The following is an 18,711-nucleotide window of genomic DNA, read 5'->3' on the forward strand; positions in this document are numbered from 1 at the left end:
TCGGCGCCCAAGGCCGCGCCGGCTGCGTGCACGTCCGGCTCCCCACCTCCACACCGGGGCAACTCGACAGCGGCGAGTCCGGCTCCGAAAAGTCCCTCGGGCCCGGCGCTGTGGCGCCGGGCCCGAGGGTTTTCAGGTGGGGCCTACTGGCCCGCGATGGTGAACTGTGAGCCTGGTTCGATCAGGACGTTGCCGTCGCGGGAGTTGGTGATGGTGGTGCTGGTGAGGGTGGCGTTTCCTCGGGCGCCGCCCATCGCGAGGATGCCGGAGCCGTTGTTCGACTTGTCGATGCGGACGTTCGTGATGGCGACGTTCGGCATCAGGCCGCCGCCGGTCTTGAACTGGATGCCGTCGTACGTCGAATCCAGGATCTCGGTGTCGCGGATGGTGACGCCGGGGATCGGGAGGTTCTGCGGGAACAGCGTGATCGCGCCGAACTCCTGGTCCTCGTTCCAGAACACGCCGCCGCAGCGGTACAGGCCGTTGTTCGCGATCAGCGTCTGACCCGAGAACGGCAGCGGGTCGTGGTCGGTGGCCAGCATGATGCCGGGGTAGTTCATCGTGTCATAGATCACGTTGTTCTCGATCTTGTTGTCGTAGCCGCCGTAGATCGCGATGCCGTTCGCGCGCCAGGGCAGCTGGACGGTGTTGTTGGTGAACGAGTTGGTGTGACCGATGTCGACCGACTGGTCCTTCACGTACTTGTTCGCCCAGACCGCGAGCGCGTCGTCGCCGGTGGTGCGGAACGACGAGTTGAACACCTTCGAGTTCCGGGTGCCGTTGCTGAAGTTGATCCCGTCGGCGTAGGTGTTCCGGATCCGCATGCCGCTGAACTCCAGCCCGTCGGCGGGGCCCCACAGCTCCTGGATGTTGTCGTAGTCGCGGCCGACCCACACCCCGACGTTGGCGTGCTCGATCCACACATTGGTGATCTTGGTCCCGACGCCGAACCGGCCGTTCAGGCCGACGCCGCCCTCGGCGTTGCCGTCGCCACCGCGGATCCGGCCCGACCCGAAGATCGCGATGTCCGAGATCTGGGTGTTCTTGTCGATGTCGAACCCGAAGTTGCCCTCGTGCGGGTGGTTGATCCCGCCCGCGTTCTGCGGCTCGATCGTCGAGTACAGCTGCGAGTACCACATCCCCGCACCGCGAATGGTGACGTTGCTGATCCCGACCTGGTTGTACTGACCCCGGTTCAACGGGTCGTCGGTGAGGATCTTCTTCTCCTGCCGCCACTGGCCGGCCGGGATCCAGACGCAGGAGATCACGCCGTTCTGGTCGTCGGTGACGGCGCGCTGGATCGCGTCGGCGTCGTCGATCCCGTCGTTCGGTACGGCGCCGTACTGCGTGATCGACGTACAGCCGGCGGGCTGGCTCGCGGCGGGAGCGACCTGCTCGAGGTCGATCGTGTCGATGATGTAGAACGACGCGGTGTCGCCGGCGTCGCGCTGCAGCTTGAATTTCGTTCCGGCCGGGTACGACGTACCGAGCAGCGCGCTCGACTCGTCGAACAGCCGGCGGGCGTCACCGCCCGGCGTGTTCGTCAGCCCTTCCGGCTGGTCGGTGTTCCCGTACAGCCAGCTGTGCCGCGACGACAGCGTCAGCTTGCGGCTGAAGGTGCCGTTCACGTACAGGCTGATCGTTGCCTCAAGCCCCTGTCCGTTGGCGGAGTCGGGGATCGAGTTGCGGACCACGATCGAGTTCGACGGGTTGGTCGAGGTGAACTCGACGAACTGGCCCTGGCTGTTCAGCCGCACCGAGCTTCTCCCCGATGACTCGGTGGCGAAGTTGGTGTGGCCGAAGGTGCGCAACGGGTCCGCGACCAGCAGCTGACCGGTGTAGTTGGCGGCTTCCGCCTCGTACGACGTGTACGGTACGGCGGCGCCGCGGCCGACCACGATCGCCCGGGTGAACGCGTTGTTCGTCTCGTTGGTCTCGGCAACGACTCCGGTCGCGTCGGCTGTGGCCGTGATCGTCGCGCCACCGTTGGTGGCCGTCCAGGTCCCGCTGATCGCAACGTTGCCGGTGGCACCGGCCGCGATGGCAGGGGTGGCGCCGTTCAGCGTCGTACCGCCGACGACCACACGCGTCACCGAAGCGGCCGACGCCGAAGTGCCACGGTTGTTGACGGCAACGGTGAAGCCGACCGCCTGACCGACCGCCGGGTTGGCCGGGTTGGTCGTCACGCCGGTGACCTGGAGGTCCGGGCCGGGCGCCTGCGCAATCACCAGTTGCGTCGGCGCCGTGAAGGCGTTGTTGTCGTTGTTCTGCTCGACGACCGTGTTGGTCGGGTCGACGACCGCGCCGACGGCGTACGAGCCCTGCGCGCGGGTTCCCGCGGCGAAGGTGACGGTGGTCGAGGCGCCGGCGGCGAGTGCACCGACCGGGGAGCTGCCGACGACGGTGCCGCCGAGGGTGAAGTTGACCGTGGTCGCGGGCGCCGCGGCCGAGCCGATGTTCTGCACGGTGCCGGACAGCGTGACCGGGCTGGTCTCACTCGGTGCGGCCGGGGTCCAGGACAGCGCGTTGACGACGAGGTCCGGGTTGGGCGCCGCCGTACCGATCACCTGGAGCTCGGCGACCTGGCCGCCGGGGGCTCCGGTGTTGCTGAAGAACTGCAGCCGCAGGTCGGCGATCCGGCCACTGACCGGGATCTCGACGGTGTTCTGCGCGGACGGGTTGAAGACGCGGTCCGCGCGGCCGGCCAGCGAGGTGAAGGCGGTCGCGTTCTGCTCGCGGCCGAGCACCTCGAAGTTCTGCGTGCGGGTGCCCCACGCCTGGTCCGGGTTGAGCTTGACGACGACCGAGCTGACGTCGGCGTTCGAGCCGAGCTTGACGGTCAGCGTGGCCGGGAAGCCGTTGGACTCCCAGTACGTCGTGACGTTGTTGTCGTTGGCGTTGGCGGCGACGAAGCTGTGGATCGTGGACGACGCCTCGATCGGCTTGCCGGTGGCGAGGTTCGTCCCGCCGCCCTGACCCGCCCGGCGGACCCGGTTGCTGTCACCGGACTCGTTCCCGGCGGCGTCGCGGGCGTGGACGTAGTACTCGACCGTCGCGGAGGCCGGCTGGTTGTCGGTGTAGGTGAGGACGTTGCCGGCCACCGTGGTGACCACGGTGTTGTTGCGGTACACGACGTACCCGGTGACGCCGACGTTGTCCGTCGCGGCCGACCAGGCGAGCCGGATCTGGCCGGTGCCGGGCTCGGTCAGCGTCAGGTTGCCGGGCGCGGTCGGGGCCTGGGTGTCGCCGCCGGTGTCCGGGCCGTGCACCTCGAACTCGGACAGCTGACCGGCCGGCCAGCCCGTGTTCGCGGTGAGGTTCAGCCGGACGTACCGCACGCTTCGCGCCGGGAAGGTGATCGTCACCGTGTTCGCACTGGCCGGTGTGAAGTTGTAGCCGGTGCTGGTCACGATGTCGCTGTACGACGTGCCGTCGGTGCTGCCCTGGACGGACAGTGTCTGGGTGCGCGCACCCCAGGCCGCCGGCAGCTTGAGCACGACCCGGTCGACGCTCTTGGCGGCGCCGAGATCGGCCCGCAGCCACTGCGGAAACTGGCTGTTGTTGCTCTCCCAGTACGAGTTCTGGTTGCCGTCGCCGGCGTTGGTCGCCGGGTACTCCCCCAGCTGGCTGCTCGCGGACAGGGTCTTCGGGAGCACAGCCGCGGGGGCGGCGGCTGCGGTCGGGGCGGTCGGGGCGGTGACGGTCGCGGAGGCGATGGCCGGTGTGGCACCGGCGAGGATCAGGGCTGCGGAGAGCAGACCGCTGATCAGCCGCCTGCGGGGCTGGCTCCGTTTCATGGACGTCCTCAGGTCTGGGCGGGGGACTGCAGTCTGAGCTACGTAACTTGCGCTGTGTTGCTAACTTCTTGCGCCGTAGTAGCCAAAGCTTGCAGGTGGTGCACCTGTTCGTCAACGGTTCGTCACTCGCTGGTGCAAGTGGGGAGTGCAAGGGAAGGAAAGCCGCGACTGGGGTGGCGGAGGGGGATTGGACCTGCGCCCGGCGGGGCGACTATTTGCTGGGGAAAGCCCGATCCGGGTGACTACTTGCCGGGGGGACCAGTTACTTGCGGGCGAGGACTGCCATCACCAGGCGGGTGACGCCGGTGGGCTTGGCGGACTGGTCGCCCGTGGGGCACGAGTCCGCGATCGTGGTCAGGCCGGGCGGCAGCAGCTCCAGCCCCTCGGCCAGCGCGGCCACCTCGGCCGGCGTCCGGAAGGCGATCGGCGAGACCGCCGGTCGCAGGGCGTCCTCGACCGCGGTCGCGAACTCCGCGAGCCGGCCGCCGTCGCGTGGATTGATCGGATGCGTCATCGCGAGATGGGACCCCGGCGCCATCGCCGATAGGTACCCGTCGACCGCTTTCCGCGCGCGGGCCTGCCCAGGGATGTGGTGCAGCACCAGGCCCTGCAGTACGCCGACCGGCCGGCTCAGGTCGAGCACCTTCGCGACCACCGGATCGGCCAGGACAGTGGCCGGGTCGGTCAGGTCGGCGTCGACGAAGTGGACCGTGCGCTCGTCGGCGAGCAGGGCGAGCCCGTGCGTGACGACGGTCGGGTCGTTGTCGACGTACACCACGGTCGCCTGGGGGTTGAGCCGCTGGACGATCTCGTGCGTGTTGTCCGTGGTCGGCAGGCCGCAGCCGAGATCCAGGAACTGGTCGATGCCGGCGTCGCGGACCATCGTCTCGATCATCCGGCCCAGCCAGCGGCGGTTCTCGCGGACCAGGTTCGGGATCTCGGGCGCGACCTTGAGCAGCTCGGCGTGCAACTGCCGGTCGACCTCGAAGCTGTTCTTGCCGCCGAGCAGCAGGTCGTAGAGGCGGGCCGCGTTCGGGCTGCTGGTGCCCACGTCCGGCAGGAAGGAGCGTCCGCTGCCGTCCACCACCACTCGCGCTCACCCCACCCGCACCGAAGGAATCCGAAAACCCGGATTGTCGGCGAGGCTATCGCAGGTCGATGGCGGCCAACATCCTCCTGCCCGACGGAACGACCGGATGTGATCGTTCCGGTGCACAGAAATCATCCACCACTTCCTCGGCAAGCGCTTGCCAGGCGTCGGCGCGGGACTCAGACTGAGCGCCACCCCGGGTCCGTGGAACACGGTTCCGGAACCGCCCCGACGTACCGGAGGACCGCCCATGCACCGCCGTACCTTCCTGACCTCGACCGCCGCACTGGCCGTCGCGGGCCTGACCGCCGGCCCGGCCCACAGCTCGACCACGACCAGGGCCCGCGCGACCAGGGCCCGCACGCTCGACGAGCTTCGCAGCCAGATCGCCTCGGCCGGCCCGGGCGCGTACATCACGCTCGCCGACGGCACGTACGACGTACCGGCCGACCGTCCGCTCGCCGTCAACGGCCGGCGCGGTACGGCGGGCGCGCCGATCACCATCGCGGCCGAACACCGCGGCAAAGCGGTGTTGACCGGCCAGCGCGGCTTCACCTTCGCCGACTCGTCGTACGTGACTGTGAACGGGTTCGTCTTCAAGCAGCGCTCGACGCTCGAGCTGCCGCTCAGCTGCCACCACCTGCGACTGACCCGGAACGACGTCCAGCTGACCGACTCGGACGGGCTGAACTGGCTGCTGGTCAAGGCCGACCACACCAAGCTGGACCGGAACCACTTCCACGGCAAGGCGACCCTCGGGGTGTTCGTCGGCGTGGAGGGACCGGGCGGCGACGGGATGGCGCGCGGGCTGCACATCCTGCGGAACTACTTCTCCGACCACACCTTCACCGGCGACAACGGCGGCGAACCGATCCGGCTCGGGCTCAGCGGCCGGTCGCTGGCCGACGCCGGCGCGCTGGTCGAGCAGAACCTGTTCGAGCGCGCGAACGGCGACCCGGAGGCGATCTCGGTCAAGTCCAGCGGGAACACGATCCGGGACAACACGATCCGCGACAGCCTGGGCGGGATCGTGCTGCGGCACGGCAACCGATCGCGGGTCGAGGGCAACTTCATCCTTGCCGGAAGCAACGGAATCCGGATCTACGGCAACGACCACCTGATCGTGAACAACTACGTCGAGCGGGTGGCCGGCGCGGGGATCGTGCTGGGCAGCGGTTCGGTCCGCGACCACCTGGCGACCGACTCGCCGGAGAGCCGGCGCGGCAACGACGCACCGGACCGGGTGACGATCGCGCTGAACACCGTGCTGTCGTCCGGCTCGGCGATCAGCGGCGAGAGCCAGCGGACCCTGCCTCCGTTGGGTTGCACGATCTCGGACAACCTTCTGGTGGGTGACGCCGGGGACCTCGTCGCGATGCCGTACCAGCAGGGCATCACGTGGTCGGGCAACCTGCTCTGGGGCGCGGCCGGCAACGGCAACATCCCGGCGGGCGGATTCCGTCGGGTCGATCCCAAGCTCACGACGTCCGGCGTACGGCGGCTGACCGCGGGCAGCCCCGCGATCGACGCGGCCAGCCGGTCCTACCCGTCGGTGACCCGCGACCTCGACGGTCAGCCGCGCGCGGCCCGGGCCGACGTCGGCGCCGACGAGTACAGCACCGCCGTACCGCGCAACCGGCCGCTCACGCCGGCCGACGTGGGCCCGTCCGCACCCTGACCGATGAGTTTCTCCGGGGTCGCTCGTCTCAACAACAGATCAGCAACCCCGGAAGGAACTCACCCATGGCCAAGACCCTCTACTCCGTCTCCATGTCGCTCGACGGCTTCATCGCCGGCCCCGGCGGCGACATGTCCTGGCTCACCGACCACCTGGGCCCGAACCCGCTGGTCGGTGAGCTGCTCGGCGACATCGGCGCCCTCCTGGTCGGCGCCACGACGTACGGCGGCGACGACCCGCACAAGAACGACGAGGGCGCCGGCCAGGCGTTCGGCGGCGGCTGGGAGGGCCCGCAGTACGTCGTCACGCACCACCCGGGCACCCCCGCCGACAACCTGTTCTTCGTCCCCGACGTGCTCACGGGTCTCGACCAGGCCGAGGCCGCTGCCGGCGACAAGTACGTCAACATCATGGGCGCGGACATCGCCCGCCAGGCCCTCGAAGCCGGCCGCCTCGATGAGATCCTCACCATCGTGGTGCCAGTCCTGCTCGGCGACGGCACTCCCCTGTTCCGCGGCCGGACCGTTCAGCTCGAACGCATCCACCACAGCGCCGTACCGCAGGCGAACAACTTGTGGTTCAAGGTGCTCAAGTGACCGGTACGACGCGCCGCCAGCCCTCGGAGACGAGCGTCGGCCGCATGCCGACCGACTCGTAGAGAGCGAGGGCGGGCGTCGGGTTGTTGGTGTCGACGTTGAGAATCGTGCCGGACCGCCCCGCCGCCGCATCGAGCGCGAACGCGTCGTGCAGCAGGTACTTCGCCAACCCACGGCCACGGAACGCCTCGAGCACGCACAGCGTCGCGACGTATCCGCAGTCGTCGGTCTCGAGGTGCCCGTCGGTGCACTCACGCAGGGCCACCGCCTGCCCGTCGACTTCGAGCAACGTCATCTGTGACCAGTCGAAGGTGGCCGACGAACTGCGGTACTCGACCCACTCCTCGTGCGGCCGCGGGACGAAGCCGAACTGGTCGCGGAAGCACGCGAGGATGGTCTCGTGCGCGGTCCACCGGGCGGCGTCGTCCAACGCACCCCGCCGGACCACGACGCCCGGCGGCGTCTTCGGCATCGGGACCGGTCCGCTGTGGTCGATCCGCATCTGGTGGTACGTCGTGCCGATCCTGAAGCCGTACTCGGCCAGCAGCGCGCGCTGCGCCTCGTCGGCGCGGTAGATGTCGGTGTCGACGGTGATCTCGGCATGGCCGCACTCCCGACCCATCTCCCGGGCACGGTGCATCGTCCGCTCGAGGAGCCAGGTCGCGACCTCAGGTGCGCGGGACCGCACCTCGATGCCGACGACCTGGCGATCGCCCTTGCCGAACGTGATCCCGTAGCCCACCGGCCGGTTCCCGTCGCCGACGACGAGGAACCCGTCCCTACGGCGGTCGAAGCCCGGTTCGACGATCTCCTCGGCCACGTCGGCCATCGTCTCGTCACGGCAGCCGATCAGCTCCGTGGTCAACGCCGCCCGCATCGCGAACAGCGCTTCGGCATCCCCAGGTTCCGGCGAGCGAACGGTACAACCGTCCGGCAGTGCGACGAGCGTGGTCATGAAGTCGGTAGGTGGAGGTCGGCTGGACTGTTGGTGTGAACGAGATTCACGATGCCCCCCTTAGGACACTTGCTAGATGCGTCGGGGGGCACCGAAGTTGCGGTCTACCAGGTGTGGGCGACGTCGACGACGATGCGGTTGGTCGTGCCGGGGCCGGCCACGGTGAAGACGCGGAACGGGAGGCGGGCGCGGACGCCGAGGCCGATCGTGGTCTCGCCTTCGAAGCTGCCGGCGGTGGCGAGCTGCCGGAAGGTCCGGTAGCCGGTCACGTTGGACAGTTCCTTGGGGTTCGCGGGGTTGTACGTGCTGTGGCCTTCGTCGTCGTACGACGGGACCGAGAGCACGATCTGCAGCTTGGCGCCCCCGCGCAGCGGCACGGGCAGGCCCTGGCCCACCGTGCCGATCGACTTCACGTACTCCACGCGGAACCACGACGGCGCACCCTTGACGTCGAAGACGACGCGGTCGAAGCAGTCGTGCCGGCCGGTCCGGACGTTGGTCAGGGTACCGGTGCCGCGGAAGCTGCTTGCCTCGGGCAACGATCCCCACGCGGTGGAGCAGGCAGCGCTGGTGGACGTTCCGGCGACCGCCGGTACAGCGACCGCGCCCACCGGAACTGCGGCGACGGCCATGATCGCGACGAGCGTGCGGATCGACGGACGGTTGGTTCGGTTGGTTCGAATACGGATACCACTCATGATGTGTCCCCCCTTAGAGACACCTGTTAGATGCTGTGCCCGGCGCCGAAGTTGACCGTCCGCGGCGATGACTTCAGGTGCACAGCAGGCGATCGGTCAGTAGTCGGCGGCAGCCGCGAACATCACCGGCCGGACGTCGACACCGGCACCCTCCTGCGTCGCCTCGGGCAGCAGTCGCGCGAGCTCGACGGCGCGCGCCGAGGACTCGACGTCGAGCAGGTAGTAGGCGTGGATCGGAGCACCACAAGTCCCGAGCCGCGTGCCGAGCGAAGGGTCGGCGAGGAGTTGCCCGTCGACCAGTTCGCCCGCCTCCTCCGCCGTACGGCGAAAGCGTGCGTGGTCCAACGGCTGGAGCTGGTCGGCGGCATGCAGGATCACCAGGTACTTCACAAGCGGCTCCGATCGTCAGGTGGTGTCACTCACCAGACGGTGCCGGACCGCGGATTTTGACATCATCACCCCATGATCTTGTCGACCGAACGGCTGACGCTCCGCAGGTTCTCGGACGATGACGCCGCGGCGTTGTCGGCGTACCGGTCCGTGCCGGAGGTCGCGCGGTACCAGTCGTGGGACGCGCCGTACTCGCTGGAGCAGGCGACCGAGGCCGTCCGATCGTTCGCCGACGGCGATCCCGAGCGGGCCGGCTGGTTCCAGTACGCGATCGACCTGGACGGCGTACTGATCGGCGACATCGGCCTCAACCTCGCCGACAACCTCCGGCAGGCCGACGTCGGGTTCACGCTCGCGCCGGCGTACCAAGGTCAGGGGTACGCCGCCGAGGCGGTCGGCGCGTTGCTCGACCACCTGTTCCTCGAACGGAACCTGCACCGCGTCTCGGCCGAGTGCGACGCGCGCAACGAACCCTCCGCGCGACTGCTCGAGCGGCTCGGCTTCGAGCGCGAAGGACTGCGCCGCGCCGCGAGCTGGTGGAAGGGCGAGTGGACCGACGACCTGCTCTTCGGCCGCCTGCACCCGGCCTGGCCTAAGCCCTAGTCCCCCGCACGGCCCACGCCCGCGCGGTCAACGCGATCGTGCCGTCGGGCTCGGCCGGAAGCCTTTCCCGCAAGGCGTCCCGGATCCGGTCGCGGGTGGTGTCGTCGACCGTGCTCAGGTACGCCGGCGCCGCGCCCTGCCCGCCGAGGAACGGCGTCCAGTAGTCCTCGAACGACGTGAACACCGTCGGTACGACGATCCCGCGGCTCGCGACGTCCGCGAGCCCGGCCGCCGCGAACATCTCCTCCAGGCCGGCCGGGTTGCAGAACGGGAACCGCGTCCCCTCGTCCAGATCGCGCCGCGACGGATCGACCTCCCCCGCGACCTCCCAGAAGTACTTCATCAGCTGCATGCCCTCGGCGTAGTCCCACACGTACGCCGCGACCACGCCACCGAGCTCCCCGAGCCTTCGCAGCAACGCGTCGCGGTCCGCCACGAAGTTGAGCACCAGCCCCGACACCACGACATCGAACGAACCATCGGGAAGGTCGGAAGCGTCCCGCACCTCGAACGACGCCTCCGGCACCGTCCGCCGCGCGTACTCGAGAAACCCTTCCGAACGATCAACCCCCAGCACGTACGCCGGCGAAGCGTCCCGCACGATCGTGCTGGTCAACGCTCCCGTTCCGCACCCGACATCGAGCCACCGACGCTCGGCGGGCTGGTCCAGCCAGTCCACGAACTCCGTCGCGACCAGCCGGCTCCAGCGCCCGACGTACGGCTCGTACTGCTCCCCACTGGCCCATCGCTCCATCCCCGCAGGCTAGAGCTCAAGCAGCAACAGTGGGAAGCGTTACGCCGGTCAGCTGCTCGGCGGTCTTCCACAGCCGGGCCGCGACCTCGTCGTCCAGCGCACTCCGCGGTGTCTTGGCGAGCTCGGCCGGACCGACCAGACCGAACCAGTCCGACGGTCCGTAGTACTCGCGTGGCTTGGCGTCCGGGCTCACCGCCGCGACCAGCAACGGCTCCGCACCCTGCTCAACGCCCTGCGAAGGAAGCGGCAGCTTGAAAAGGAGCCGGTTCACCAACGAGGGCCGCTCCCGGCCGAGACTCGCGCCGGCGGTCTGCAGGTTGGTACGGGTGTAGCCGGGGTGGGCGATCGTGCTCAGCAACGGCCAGCCACGCTCGGCAGCGATCGTCGCGAGGTGCCGGCCCATCATCAGGTCGGCCAGCTTCGACTGCGCGTACGCCGCCGCCGGACGGTACCGCCGCTCCCAGTTCAGGTCGTCGAAGTTGATCTTCCCGCGGGTCGCCACCCCGCTGCTCATCGTCGCGACCCGCGGCGCCGGAGCCTTCAGCAGCAGCGGCAGGAGCCGCACGGTCAGCGCGAACGGACCCAGGAAGTTGCTGCCGAGCTGCAGCTCGAACCCGTCGGCCGTCGTCATCCGCTGCGGCGGCACCATCACGCCGGCGTTGTTGACCAGCAGATCCAGCGGTACGCCGTCCGCGATCAGCCCGTCGGCGAACTCCCGCACCGACGCGAGGTCGGCCAGATCCACCCGCCGTACGTCGAGCAGCGCGCCGGGATGCTCGGCCAGGATCTCGGCCCGGGCCGCCTCGCCCTTGGCGACCGTGCGAACGGCCATCACCACGTGGGCACCGGCCGCGGCCAGCCGCCGAGCGGTCTCCTTGCCGGTCCCGCTGTTGGCGCCGGTGACGACGGCGTACTTGCCGGTCTGATCGGGGACGTCGTACATGGTGCGCTCCTTAAGAGACTGCCGGTCTGTTGTCTTCGACGTTAACAGACCATCGGTCTGATGACAACAGACCGGTGGTCTGTAGACTGTGAGCATGACTTTCCAGCGAGCGCGCAGCGACGAGCAGCGGGCCGAACGCCGGCGGGCGATCCTGGCGACCGCGACCGCGATGCTGGCCGAGCAGCCGGTCGCCCAGCTCACGCTCAACGAGCTGGCCCGCCGCGTCGGCCTCGCGAAGTCGAACGTGCTGAACTACTTCGAGTCGCGCGAGGCCGTGCTGCTCGAGCTGATGAACACCGAGACGGCAGCCTGGTTGAACGATCTGGAAGCCGCGCTCGGCGCAGTCGACCCGGACCTCCCGGTGGCCGACCGCGCAGAGGCACTGGCCCAGGCGGTGGTGGCGACGATGACCGCGCGGCCGATGCTGTGCGAGCTCAACAGCGCACAGGCCGCCGTCCTGGAGCACAACGTCTCGACCGAGATCGCGCTGAACTACAAGCGGTCGACCATCGCGGGATACCGGCGGATGGTCGCGATGATCTCGGTCGCCGTACCGGAGCTCGGCGCGGAGGGCGCAGCGCGTTTCATCGCGGCCGCCGTGCTGCTGGCCGGGGCGATCTGGACGCACTCCCGGCCGTCGGCGGCCATCTTGGCGGCGTACGAGGCCGCGCCGGAGCTCTCCGCACTGCGGGTCGAGTTCGAGCCCGCACTGCGGAGCACCCTGGACGGCCTGCTGTTCGGACTGTTGCCTAGGGCAAGTAGTAGTTCGGGTTCGGAAGCTTGAACGTGCGGTCGGCGTACCCGCCCTTGAGGTCGCTGAACTGGTCGCCGAAGTTCGCGACGATGTCGTAGCCGAGCGACTCGATGTGCGCGCGGGTCGCCGACTTGTAGTGGATCGTCGTGCAGGAGCCGTTCGGGTCGGCCGCGCAGGCCGTCTTCAGGTACGCCGGGTAGTCGGCGACGGCCGGCTTGGTGAACAGGCCGTCCTCGCCGCCGCGCAGCGTGGTCGGCTTCGGGTAGCCCGCGTCGACGCCGACGCCGTCCGCGGTCAGGTTGCCGAGCGTCGCCTGCTCCTGCGCCGCACCGCGACCGGTCAGGAAGAACACGGCGTAGCCCTCACGCTCGGCCGTCTTCACCAGATCCACCATGCCCGGTACGGCGGGGAACTTCTGCTCGGTCACGAACTGCCCGTTGGTGGTCGGGTTGAACGCCCAGTTGCTGGCCAGCTCGTAGTTCCAGGTGGCCAGCGCGGTGTCGTCGACGTCGAGCAGGATCGCCTTCGTCCCGCGGGTGTGGTGCCGCGTCGAAATCCAGCGCTTGCCGTCGGCAGCGACCCCGCGGGCCTCCTTGGCGTAGTTGCTGTCCGCCGCGAACGTGCCGGTACCGAGCGGGTCGCCGTAGTAGTTGCGCAGCTGCTGCCGCAGGACGTCGATGTTGGTGACCTGCTTCTCGGTCCGCGGTGTCGACGTCTGGATCGCCGGCTGCTGCGCGGCGACGCCGGCCGAGTAGGCGACCCCTCCCGCGACGGACGCGATCGCAACAGCCGCGGCACCGACCAGCATCGGCCGGCGCCAGGAACGCTTGAACATGATGACCCTCTTCCAGGAATGGATTGCCTGCCAATGCAAACTAACCCCGCCGGCGCGGGTCCGGCGAAGGATGTGGGGTAAACCCGCACGCGATCCGGCAGGTGAGACACCCGGACGGCCGGCGGCGAACTGGTTTAGATTTCAGCTTCCGACAGGAGTCTTCTTAAGGATGGCTGATGACGTGCGTTGCTGAGGTGGCTCCGGCGCGGGCCCTGCGGCCGGCCAACTTCCGGTTGTACTTCGCGGCGCGGACGACCTCCTTGCTGGGGGACGCGATGATCCCCGTCGCGTTGTCGGTCGGCGTCCTGGACGCGGGGTACGGCGCGACCGGCGTCGGCTACGCGCTCGGCGCCTGGCTGGCGGCGGTGGCGTTGTGCATGCTGTTCGGCGGCGTGCTGGCCGACCGGTTCACCGCCCGGCGGATGATGGTGCTGGCCGACTTCGCGCGGTTCGCGCTGCAGGCGATCACCGCCGTCGCGTTCCTGGCCGGTTCGCCGTCGCTGGTGCTGATCGTGGTGCTGCAGTTCCTCAGCGGAGCGGCGACCGCGATGTTCCAGCCGGGTGTGGCGAGCATGGTGCCGCAGGTCGCCAACGACGTGCAGAAGGCCAACGGGACGCTGCGGATCGCGGAGTCGATGGCCGGCGTGCTCGGCCCGGCCCTGGCCGGTGTGCTGGTGAGCGTTTCGGGGCCCGCGGTCGTCTTCGCGATCTACGCGGCGACGTACGCCGTCAGCGGTCTGTGTCTGCTGGGCCTGAAGCTGGACACGGCGAAGGCCGCTGGCGGCGCATCCTTCGTCACGGAGCTGGTCGAGGGCTGGCAGGCCTTCCGGGCGCGGACCTGGCTGTGGTCGGTGATCGCGATCTTCGGCCTGTACGGCTGCTTCGTGGTCGGTACGTCGTTGCCGATCGGCGCCGAGCTCGTGATCGGACATCTCGACTCGACCGCGCTCGGACTCGGGCTGGCGGCGTTCGGCGCCGGTGGCGCGATCGGCGGCACGCTCGCGATTCGCTTCCGCCCGCGGCGTCCGCTGGCAGTCGGCGCGATCGGCTGGGCACTGTTCGCGATCTACCCGCTGGTCCCGGCGCTGCACCCGAACCTGACGGTCCTGATGATCGGCTGGTCGATCGCGGGCGCGGGCATCGCGTTCTGGTCGGTGCTCTGGTCGACCACCGTCCAGACCCAGGTCCCGCCCGAGCTGCTCAACCGCGTCTACGCGTACGACGTCGCCGGGTCGCTGGTCACGATGGCGCTCGGCCGGACCGTCGCGGGCCCGCTCGCGGGGGTCACGGGCGAGGTGCCGTTGATGGTGTTCGCCTCGATCCTCGGGCTGTTCTGCGCGGCGCTGCTGCTCGTCGTACCGGCTACTCGGCGGCTGCGGGTGCGGTGAACTTCTTGACGTAGCGGTGGCACGGGACGGCGATCGTGCCGCCGTCCACCGCGGCCTGGTAGTCGAACGGGCCGTCGTCGGTCCAGCCGGAGCGTTCGTAGAACCGGCGGGCACGACCGTTGCCGGTGGCAACTGCCAGCCAGGCGGCGGGGTGGCCGGCCTCGGCGACCTGTCGTTCGGCCTCGGTCAGCAGGACGCCGGCGATGCCCGAGCCTCGGTGGTCGGTCGAGACGTAGACCTGCTCGACCTCGTCGCCGGAGACGATCACGAACCCGGCGACGGCTTGCCCGACAGTGGCCACCGTCGTTTCCGCGACTCGTTCCGCCGCGCGGGTCCAGAAGGTGTCCTTGGTGCGGACAGCCGTCAGTTCCTCGGGGACGTTGCCGTCGTGGCCGTCGTGCCAGCCGGTGTACCAGATCGCGGCCACGGCGTCGGCGTCGGCAGGGGTGGCGGGGCGCAACCCGGCGCCGAGATCGTTGAGCATGCGCCCCACCGTCCCACCTACTGCGGGTCGTACGCCAGGTTCGGCCGCAGCCAGCGCTCGATCTCGGCCAGTTCCAGCCCGCGGCGCTTGGCGTAGTCCTCGACCTGGTCCTTGCCGAGCCGGCCGACGCTGAAGTACCGCGCGGACTCGCTGGCGAAGATCAGGCCGGAGACCGCGGCGGCCGGAGTCATCGCGTACGACTCGGTCAGGCCGAGGCCCAGCTTCTCGGCCTCGATCAGCTCGAACAGTTCCTTCTTCTCGCTGTGGTCCGGGCTCGCCGGGTACCCGAGCGCCGGCCGGATCCCGCGGAACCGCTCGGCGTGCAGGTCCGCCAGCACCGGCTCGACGTCCGGCTCGAACCAGGCCTTGCGAGCCTCCAGGTGGATCCACTCGGCGAACGCCTCGGCCAGCCGGTCGGCCAGCGCCTTGACCATGATCGCCCGGTAGTCGTCGTTCTTCGCCTCGTACGACGCCGCCAGCTCCTCGGCACCGTGGATCGCGACCCCGAAGCCACCGAGGTGGTCGCCGGCGGGTGCGATGTAGTCGGCCAGGCAGCGGTTGTGCCGGCCGGCCGGCTTCTCGGTCTGCTGCCGCAGCATCGGGAACGAGATGCCGCGGTCGTCCAGCACGATGTCGTCGCCCTCGCGGTGCGCGGGCCAGAACCCGTACGCGCCCTGCGCGGTGAACGACTTGTTCGCGATGATCTCGTCCAGCAGCGTGTTCGCGTCGTCGAACAGCTCCCGGGCGACCTCGTTCTCCAGGATCGCCGGGTACTTGCCCTTCAGCTCCCAGGCCAGGAACAGGAACTGCCAGTCGATCATCTCCCGCAGCGTCTCCAGGCTCGGCGTCTCCCGCCGCAGCCCGGTGAACGCGGGCACCGGCAGCTCGCCGTACTCGACCGGCTCGGCGTTGGCCCTGGCCTGCTCGATGGTCAGCAGGGGTGCGCGGTGCTTGTTCGCGTGCTGCTCGCGCAGCCGGTCCTGGTCCTCACGGTTGCTGATGTCAAGGGCCGCGGAACGGTCGTCGTCGAGCAGGTCGGAGACCACGCCGACCACCCGCGACGCGTCCAGCACGTGCACGGTGGTCCGGTCGTACGCCGGTGCGATCCGGACGGCGGTGTGCTGCTTCGACGTCGTCGCGCCACCAACCAGCAGGGGCAACTTCATCCCGCGCCGCTGCATCTCCTCGGCGACCGTGACCATCTCGTCCAGCGACGGGGTGATCAGCCCGGACAGGCCGACCGCGTCCGCGCCGACCTCGATCGCGGTGTCCAGGATCTTGCCGGCCGGGACCATCACGCCGAGGTCGATCACCTCGTAGTTGTTGCAGCCGAGCACCACGCCGACGATGTTCTTGCCGATGTCGTGCACGTCGCCCTTGACCGTGGCCAGCACGACCTTGCCCTGGCCGCGGACGTCCTCGGCGCGGCCTTCCTGGCGAGCCAGTTCCTTCTCGGCCTCCATGAACGGCTCCAGGTAGGCGACCGAGCGCTTCATCACCCGGGCGCTCTTCACCACCTGCGGCAGGAACATCTTGCCGGCCCCGAACAGGTCGCCGACGATCTTCATCCCGTCCATCAGCGGGCCCTCGATCACCTGCAGCGGCCGCGGGTACAGCAGGCGGGCCTCCTCGGTGTCGTCCTCGATGAAGTCCACGATGCCGTGCACGAGCGCGTGCGACAGCCGCTCCTGGACGGTGCCCTCGCGCCAGGACAGGTCGACCTCGCGCTGGGTCCCCTTGCCCTTCACGTTCTCGGCGAAGGCGACCAGGCGGTCGGTGGCGTCGTCGCGCCGGTTGAAGATGACGTCCTCGACCAGCTCGAGCAGGTCCTTCGGGATGTCCTCGTAGACCGCCAGCTGACCGGCGTTCACGATGCCCATGTCCAGGCCGACCTTGCCGGCGTGGTACAGGAACGACGAGTGCATCGCCTCGCGGACGATGTCGTTGCCGCGGAACGAGAACGACAGGTTCGAGATGCCGCCGCTGATGTGGACGCCCGGACAGCGCTGTTTGATCAGCGGCAGCGCCTCGATGAAGTTCAGCGCGTAGCCGTTGTGCTCGGACATGCCGGTCGCGACGGCCAGCACGTTCGGGTCGAAGATGATGTCCTCGGCCGGGAAGCCGATCCCGGTCAGCAGGTCGTACGCCCGGCCGCAGATGTCGACCTTGCGCTCGACGGTGTCGGCCTGGCCCTGCTCGTCGAAGGCCATCACCACCGCGCCGGCGCCGAAGTCCATGATCCGGCGGGCCCGCTCGAGGAACTCCTCCTCGCCCTCCTTGAGGCTGATCGAGTTGACCACGCCCTTGCCCTGCACGCACTTCAGGCCCGCCTCGAGCACGGTCCACTTCGAGCTGTCGATCATGATCGGGATCCGGGCCACCTCGGGCTCGGTCGCGATCAGGTTCAGGAACGTGGTCATCGCCTGCTCGCTGTCCAGCAGGTCGGCGTCCATGTTCACGTCCAGCAGGTTCGCGCCGCCGCGGACCTGCTCCAGCGCCACGTCGACCGCGGCCTGGTGGTTGCCGGACTCGATCAGCCGGCGGAACTTCGCCGAGCCGGTCACGTTGGTCCGCTCGCCGATCATCACGAAGCCGGTGTCGGCGCCGATCTTGAACGGCTCCAGCCCGCTGAACCGGGTCCGGGTCTCGGCCGGGGCCAGGTCGCGCGGCTTCTGGCCGCGGACCGACTCGGCGATCTTGGCGATGTGGGCTGGCGTCGTCCCGCAGCAGCCGCCGACGATGTTGACCAGGCCGGACTCGGCGAACTCGCCGATCATCCCGGCGGTCTCCTCGGGCGTCTCGTCGTACCCGCCGAAGGCGTTGGGCAGTCCGGCGTTCGGGTGCGAGGCGACGTAGGTGTCGGCGAACCGGGCCAGGTCGGCGACGTGCGGGCGCATCTCCCGCGCGCCGAGCGAGCAGTTCACGCCGACGACCAGCGGCTTGGCGTGCTCGATCGAGCTCCAGAACGCCTCGACGGTCTGGCCGGACAGCGTCCGCCCGCTCAGGTCGACGATCGTCACCGAGATCCACAGCGGCAGCTCGGGGGCGACCTCGCGGGCGGCGGCGATCGCGGCCTTGCAGTTCAGGGTGTCGAAGATCGTCTCGATCAGCAGCAGGTCGACGCCGCCGTCGCGCAGCGCGGCGATCTGCTCGGCGTACGCGTCCTTGACCTGCTCGAACGTCACCGCCCGGTACGACGGGTCCTCCACGCGCGGCGACAGCGACAGCGTGACGTTCAGCGGGCCGATCGAGCCGGCCACGAACTTGCCGCCGGCCTCGTCGGCGGCCTGGCGCGCCAACCGGGCGCCAGCCAGGTTCATCTCGCGGACCAGCGACTCCAGGCCGTAGTCGGCCTGGCCGATGCTGGTCGCGGTGAAGGTGTTGGTGGTGGTGATGTCGGCGCCGGCGTTCAGGTACTGCCGGTGGACGTCGAGGATGACGTCGGGCCGCATGATGTTGAGCAGGTCCGGGTCACCGGTGACGTCGTGGGTGTGGTCGACGAACCGGTCGCCCTTGTAGTCCTCGGGGGTCAGCTTCGCGCCCTGCAGCATCGTGCCCCACGCACCGTCCAGCACGGCGATGCGCTGGTCGAGCAGGTCTCGCAACGAGCTTGTGGTCACCCTTTGCCTCCAGAAGATTCCCGGAGGCGCCCTTGCAGTGGTAACTCAGGACGAGCGTGGCGGGCCTCCGGCCCGTTGCAGCGCCTCTCGGCCCAAGGGACGATCGTACTGGCGTTGAGCGCTCAG

At 69.4% G+C, this 18,711-nt stretch carries 15 protein-coding genes; 5 read left to right on the plus strand and 10 right to left on the minus strand.

Annotated elements, in window-relative coordinates; all coding sequences use genetic code 11:
* Positions 1-143: 143 nt before the first annotated feature.
* Both ABD235_RS31485 and ABD235_RS31490 read right to left on the minus strand, forming a co-directional pair.
* Entirely contained in the window at positions 144-3,797 is a 3,654-nt protein-coding gene (locus ABD235_RS31485; protein WP_344180784.1) for a CARDB domain-containing protein, read from the minus strand.
* A gap of 262 nt (positions 3,798-4,059) precedes the next feature.
* On the minus strand, positions 4,060-4,848 hold the full coding sequence (locus ABD235_RS31490; RefSeq protein ID WP_344180785.1) for an SAM-dependent methyltransferase: 789 nt from the start codon (positions 4,846-4,848) through the stop codon (positions 4,060-4,062).
* Between the two features lie 289 nt (positions 4,849-5,137).
* On the opposite strand from ABD235_RS31490, the gene ABD235_RS31495 reads away from it, so the two are divergent.
* Both ABD235_RS31495 and ABD235_RS31500 read left to right on the plus strand, forming a co-directional pair.
* Positions 5,138-6,565, plus strand: coding sequence for a polysaccharide lyase 6 family protein (locus ABD235_RS31495; RefSeq protein WP_344180787.1), 1,428 nt, complete (start codon positions 5,138-5,140; stop codon positions 6,563-6,565).
* A 65-nt stretch (positions 6,566-6,630) separates the two neighbouring features.
* The gene (locus ABD235_RS31500) at positions 6,631-7,161 is read left to right on the plus strand and encodes a dihydrofolate reductase family protein (protein WP_344180788.1); all 531 of its coding nucleotides are present in this window, start codon (positions 6,631-6,633) and stop codon (positions 7,159-7,161) included.
* On the opposite strand, the gene ABD235_RS31505 is transcribed toward ABD235_RS31500, so the two are convergent.
* From ABD235_RS31505 to ABD235_RS31515, 3 genes are all read right to left on the minus strand, one after another.
* Complete coding sequence (locus ABD235_RS31505; protein WP_344180790.1) at positions 7,154-8,116, minus strand: GNAT family N-acetyltransferase; 963 nt, start codon at positions 8,114-8,116, stop codon at positions 7,154-7,156. The two genes, ABD235_RS31500 and ABD235_RS31505, sit on opposite strands and share 8 nt — an antisense overlap.
* A gap of 104 nt (positions 8,117-8,220) precedes the next feature.
* Complete coding sequence (locus tag ABD235_RS31510; protein ID WP_344180791.1) at positions 8,221-8,814, minus strand: AMIN-like domain-containing (lipo)protein; 594 nt, start codon at positions 8,812-8,814, stop codon at positions 8,221-8,223.
* Positions 8,815-8,910: 96 nt separating this feature from the next.
* A complete protein-coding gene (locus ABD235_RS31515; RefSeq protein ID WP_344180792.1) occupies positions 8,911-9,204 on the minus strand; it encodes a YciI family protein in 294 nt (97 codons plus the stop codon).
* Positions 9,205-9,276: 72 nt separating this feature from the next.
* Between ABD235_RS31515 and ABD235_RS31520 the strand changes: the two genes are divergently transcribed.
* On the plus strand, positions 9,277-9,807 hold the full coding sequence (locus ABD235_RS31520) for a GNAT family N-acetyltransferase (RefSeq protein WP_344180794.1): 531 nt from the start codon (positions 9,277-9,279) through the stop codon (positions 9,805-9,807).
* Here ABD235_RS31520 and ABD235_RS31525 read toward each other — a convergent pair.
* Together ABD235_RS31525 and ABD235_RS31530 are read right to left on the minus strand one after the other, a co-directional pair.
* A complete protein-coding gene (locus ABD235_RS31525; RefSeq protein WP_344180796.1) occupies positions 9,797-10,561 on the minus strand; it encodes a class I SAM-dependent methyltransferase in 765 nt (254 codons plus the stop codon). The genes ABD235_RS31520 and ABD235_RS31525 overlap by 11 nt on opposite strands.
* A gap of 16 nt (positions 10,562-10,577) precedes the next feature.
* On the minus strand, positions 10,578-11,504 hold the full coding sequence (locus ABD235_RS31530) for an SDR family oxidoreductase (RefSeq protein ID WP_344180798.1): 927 nt from the start codon (positions 11,502-11,504) through the stop codon (positions 10,578-10,580).
* A 94-nt stretch (positions 11,505-11,598) separates the two neighbouring features.
* Between ABD235_RS31530 and ABD235_RS31535 the strand changes: the two genes are divergently transcribed.
* A complete protein-coding gene (locus tag ABD235_RS31535) occupies positions 11,599-12,288 on the plus strand; it encodes a TetR/AcrR family transcriptional regulator (protein ID WP_344180800.1) in 690 nt (229 codons plus the stop codon).
* Here the strand turns inward: ABD235_RS31535 and ABD235_RS31540 are convergent.
* On the minus strand, positions 12,254-13,093 hold the full coding sequence (locus tag ABD235_RS31540) for an HAD family acid phosphatase (RefSeq protein ID WP_344180801.1): 840 nt from the start codon (positions 13,091-13,093) through the stop codon (positions 12,254-12,256). The genes ABD235_RS31535 and ABD235_RS31540 overlap by 35 nt on opposite strands.
* Positions 13,094-13,269: 176 nt before the next feature.
* On the opposite strand from ABD235_RS31540, the gene ABD235_RS31545 reads away from it, so the two are divergent.
* Positions 13,270-14,481 carry an MFS transporter gene (locus ABD235_RS31545; RefSeq protein ID WP_344180803.1) on the plus strand — a complete coding sequence of 404 codons (1,212 nt, stop codon included), beginning with the start codon at positions 13,270-13,272 and terminating at the stop codon, positions 14,479-14,481.
* Here the strand turns inward: ABD235_RS31545 and ABD235_RS31550 are convergent.
* Together ABD235_RS31550 and metH are read right to left on the minus strand one after the other, a co-directional pair.
* Positions 14,456-14,965: a GNAT family N-acetyltransferase gene (locus ABD235_RS31550; RefSeq protein ID WP_344180805.1), complete on the minus strand. Its 510-nt coding sequence runs from the start codon at positions 14,963-14,965 to the stop codon at positions 14,456-14,458. The genes ABD235_RS31545 and ABD235_RS31550 overlap by 26 nt on opposite strands.
* Before the next feature lie 17 nt (positions 14,966-14,982).
* The gene (gene metH / locus ABD235_RS31555) at positions 14,983-18,585 is read right to left on the minus strand and encodes a methionine synthase (protein WP_344180807.1); all 3,603 of its coding nucleotides are present in this window, start codon (positions 18,583-18,585) and stop codon (positions 14,983-14,985) included.
* Positions 18,586-18,711 lie beyond the last annotated feature (126 nt).

It is taken from the genome of Kribbella lupini (assembly GCF_039529595.1).
GTDB classification, from domain to species: Bacteria; Actinomycetota; Actinomycetes; order Propionibacteriales; family Kribbellaceae; genus Kribbella; species Kribbella lupini.

Bases quoted from the DNA above. Each gene is read 5' to 3' on its own strand.
- ABD235_RS31485 (WP_344180784.1), bottom strand. From the start codon at position 3,797: ATGAAACGGAGCCAGCCCCGCAGGCGGCTGATCAGCGGTCTGCTCTCC.
- ABD235_RS31495 (WP_344180787.1), top strand. From the start codon at position 5,138: ATGCACCGCCGTACCTTCCTGACCTCGACCGCCGCACTGGCCGTCGCG.
- ABD235_RS31500 (WP_344180788.1), top strand. From the start codon at position 6,631: ATGGCCAAGACCCTCTACTCCGTCTCCATGTCGCTCGACGGCTTCATC.
- ABD235_RS31505 (WP_344180790.1), bottom strand. From the start codon at position 8,116: ATGACCACGCTCGTCGCACTGCCGGACGGTTGTACCGTTCGCTCGCCG.
- ABD235_RS31510 (WP_344180791.1), bottom strand. From the start codon at position 8,814: ATGAGTGGTATCCGTATTCGAACCAACCGAACCAACCGTCCGTCGATC.
- ABD235_RS31520 (WP_344180794.1), top strand. From the start codon at position 9,277: ATGATCTTGTCGACCGAACGGCTGACGCTCCGCAGGTTCTCGGACGAT.
- ABD235_RS31525 (WP_344180796.1), bottom strand. From the start codon at position 10,561: ATGGAGCGATGGGCCAGTGGGGAGCAGTACGAGCCGTACGTCGGGCGC.
- ABD235_RS31530 (WP_344180798.1), bottom strand. From the start codon at position 11,504: ATGTACGACGTCCCCGATCAGACCGGCAAGTACGCCGTCGTCACCGGC.
- ABD235_RS31535 (WP_344180800.1), top strand. From the start codon at position 11,599: ATGACTTTCCAGCGAGCGCGCAGCGACGAGCAGCGGGCCGAACGCCGG.
- ABD235_RS31540 (WP_344180801.1), bottom strand. From the start codon at position 13,093: ATGTTCAAGCGTTCCTGGCGCCGGCCGATGCTGGTCGGTGCCGCGGCT.
- ABD235_RS31545 (WP_344180803.1), top strand. From the start codon at position 13,270: ATGACGTGCGTTGCTGAGGTGGCTCCGGCGCGGGCCCTGCGGCCGGCC.
- ABD235_RS31550 (WP_344180805.1), bottom strand. From the start codon at position 14,965: ATGCTCAACGATCTCGGCGCCGGGTTGCGCCCCGCCACCCCTGCCGAC.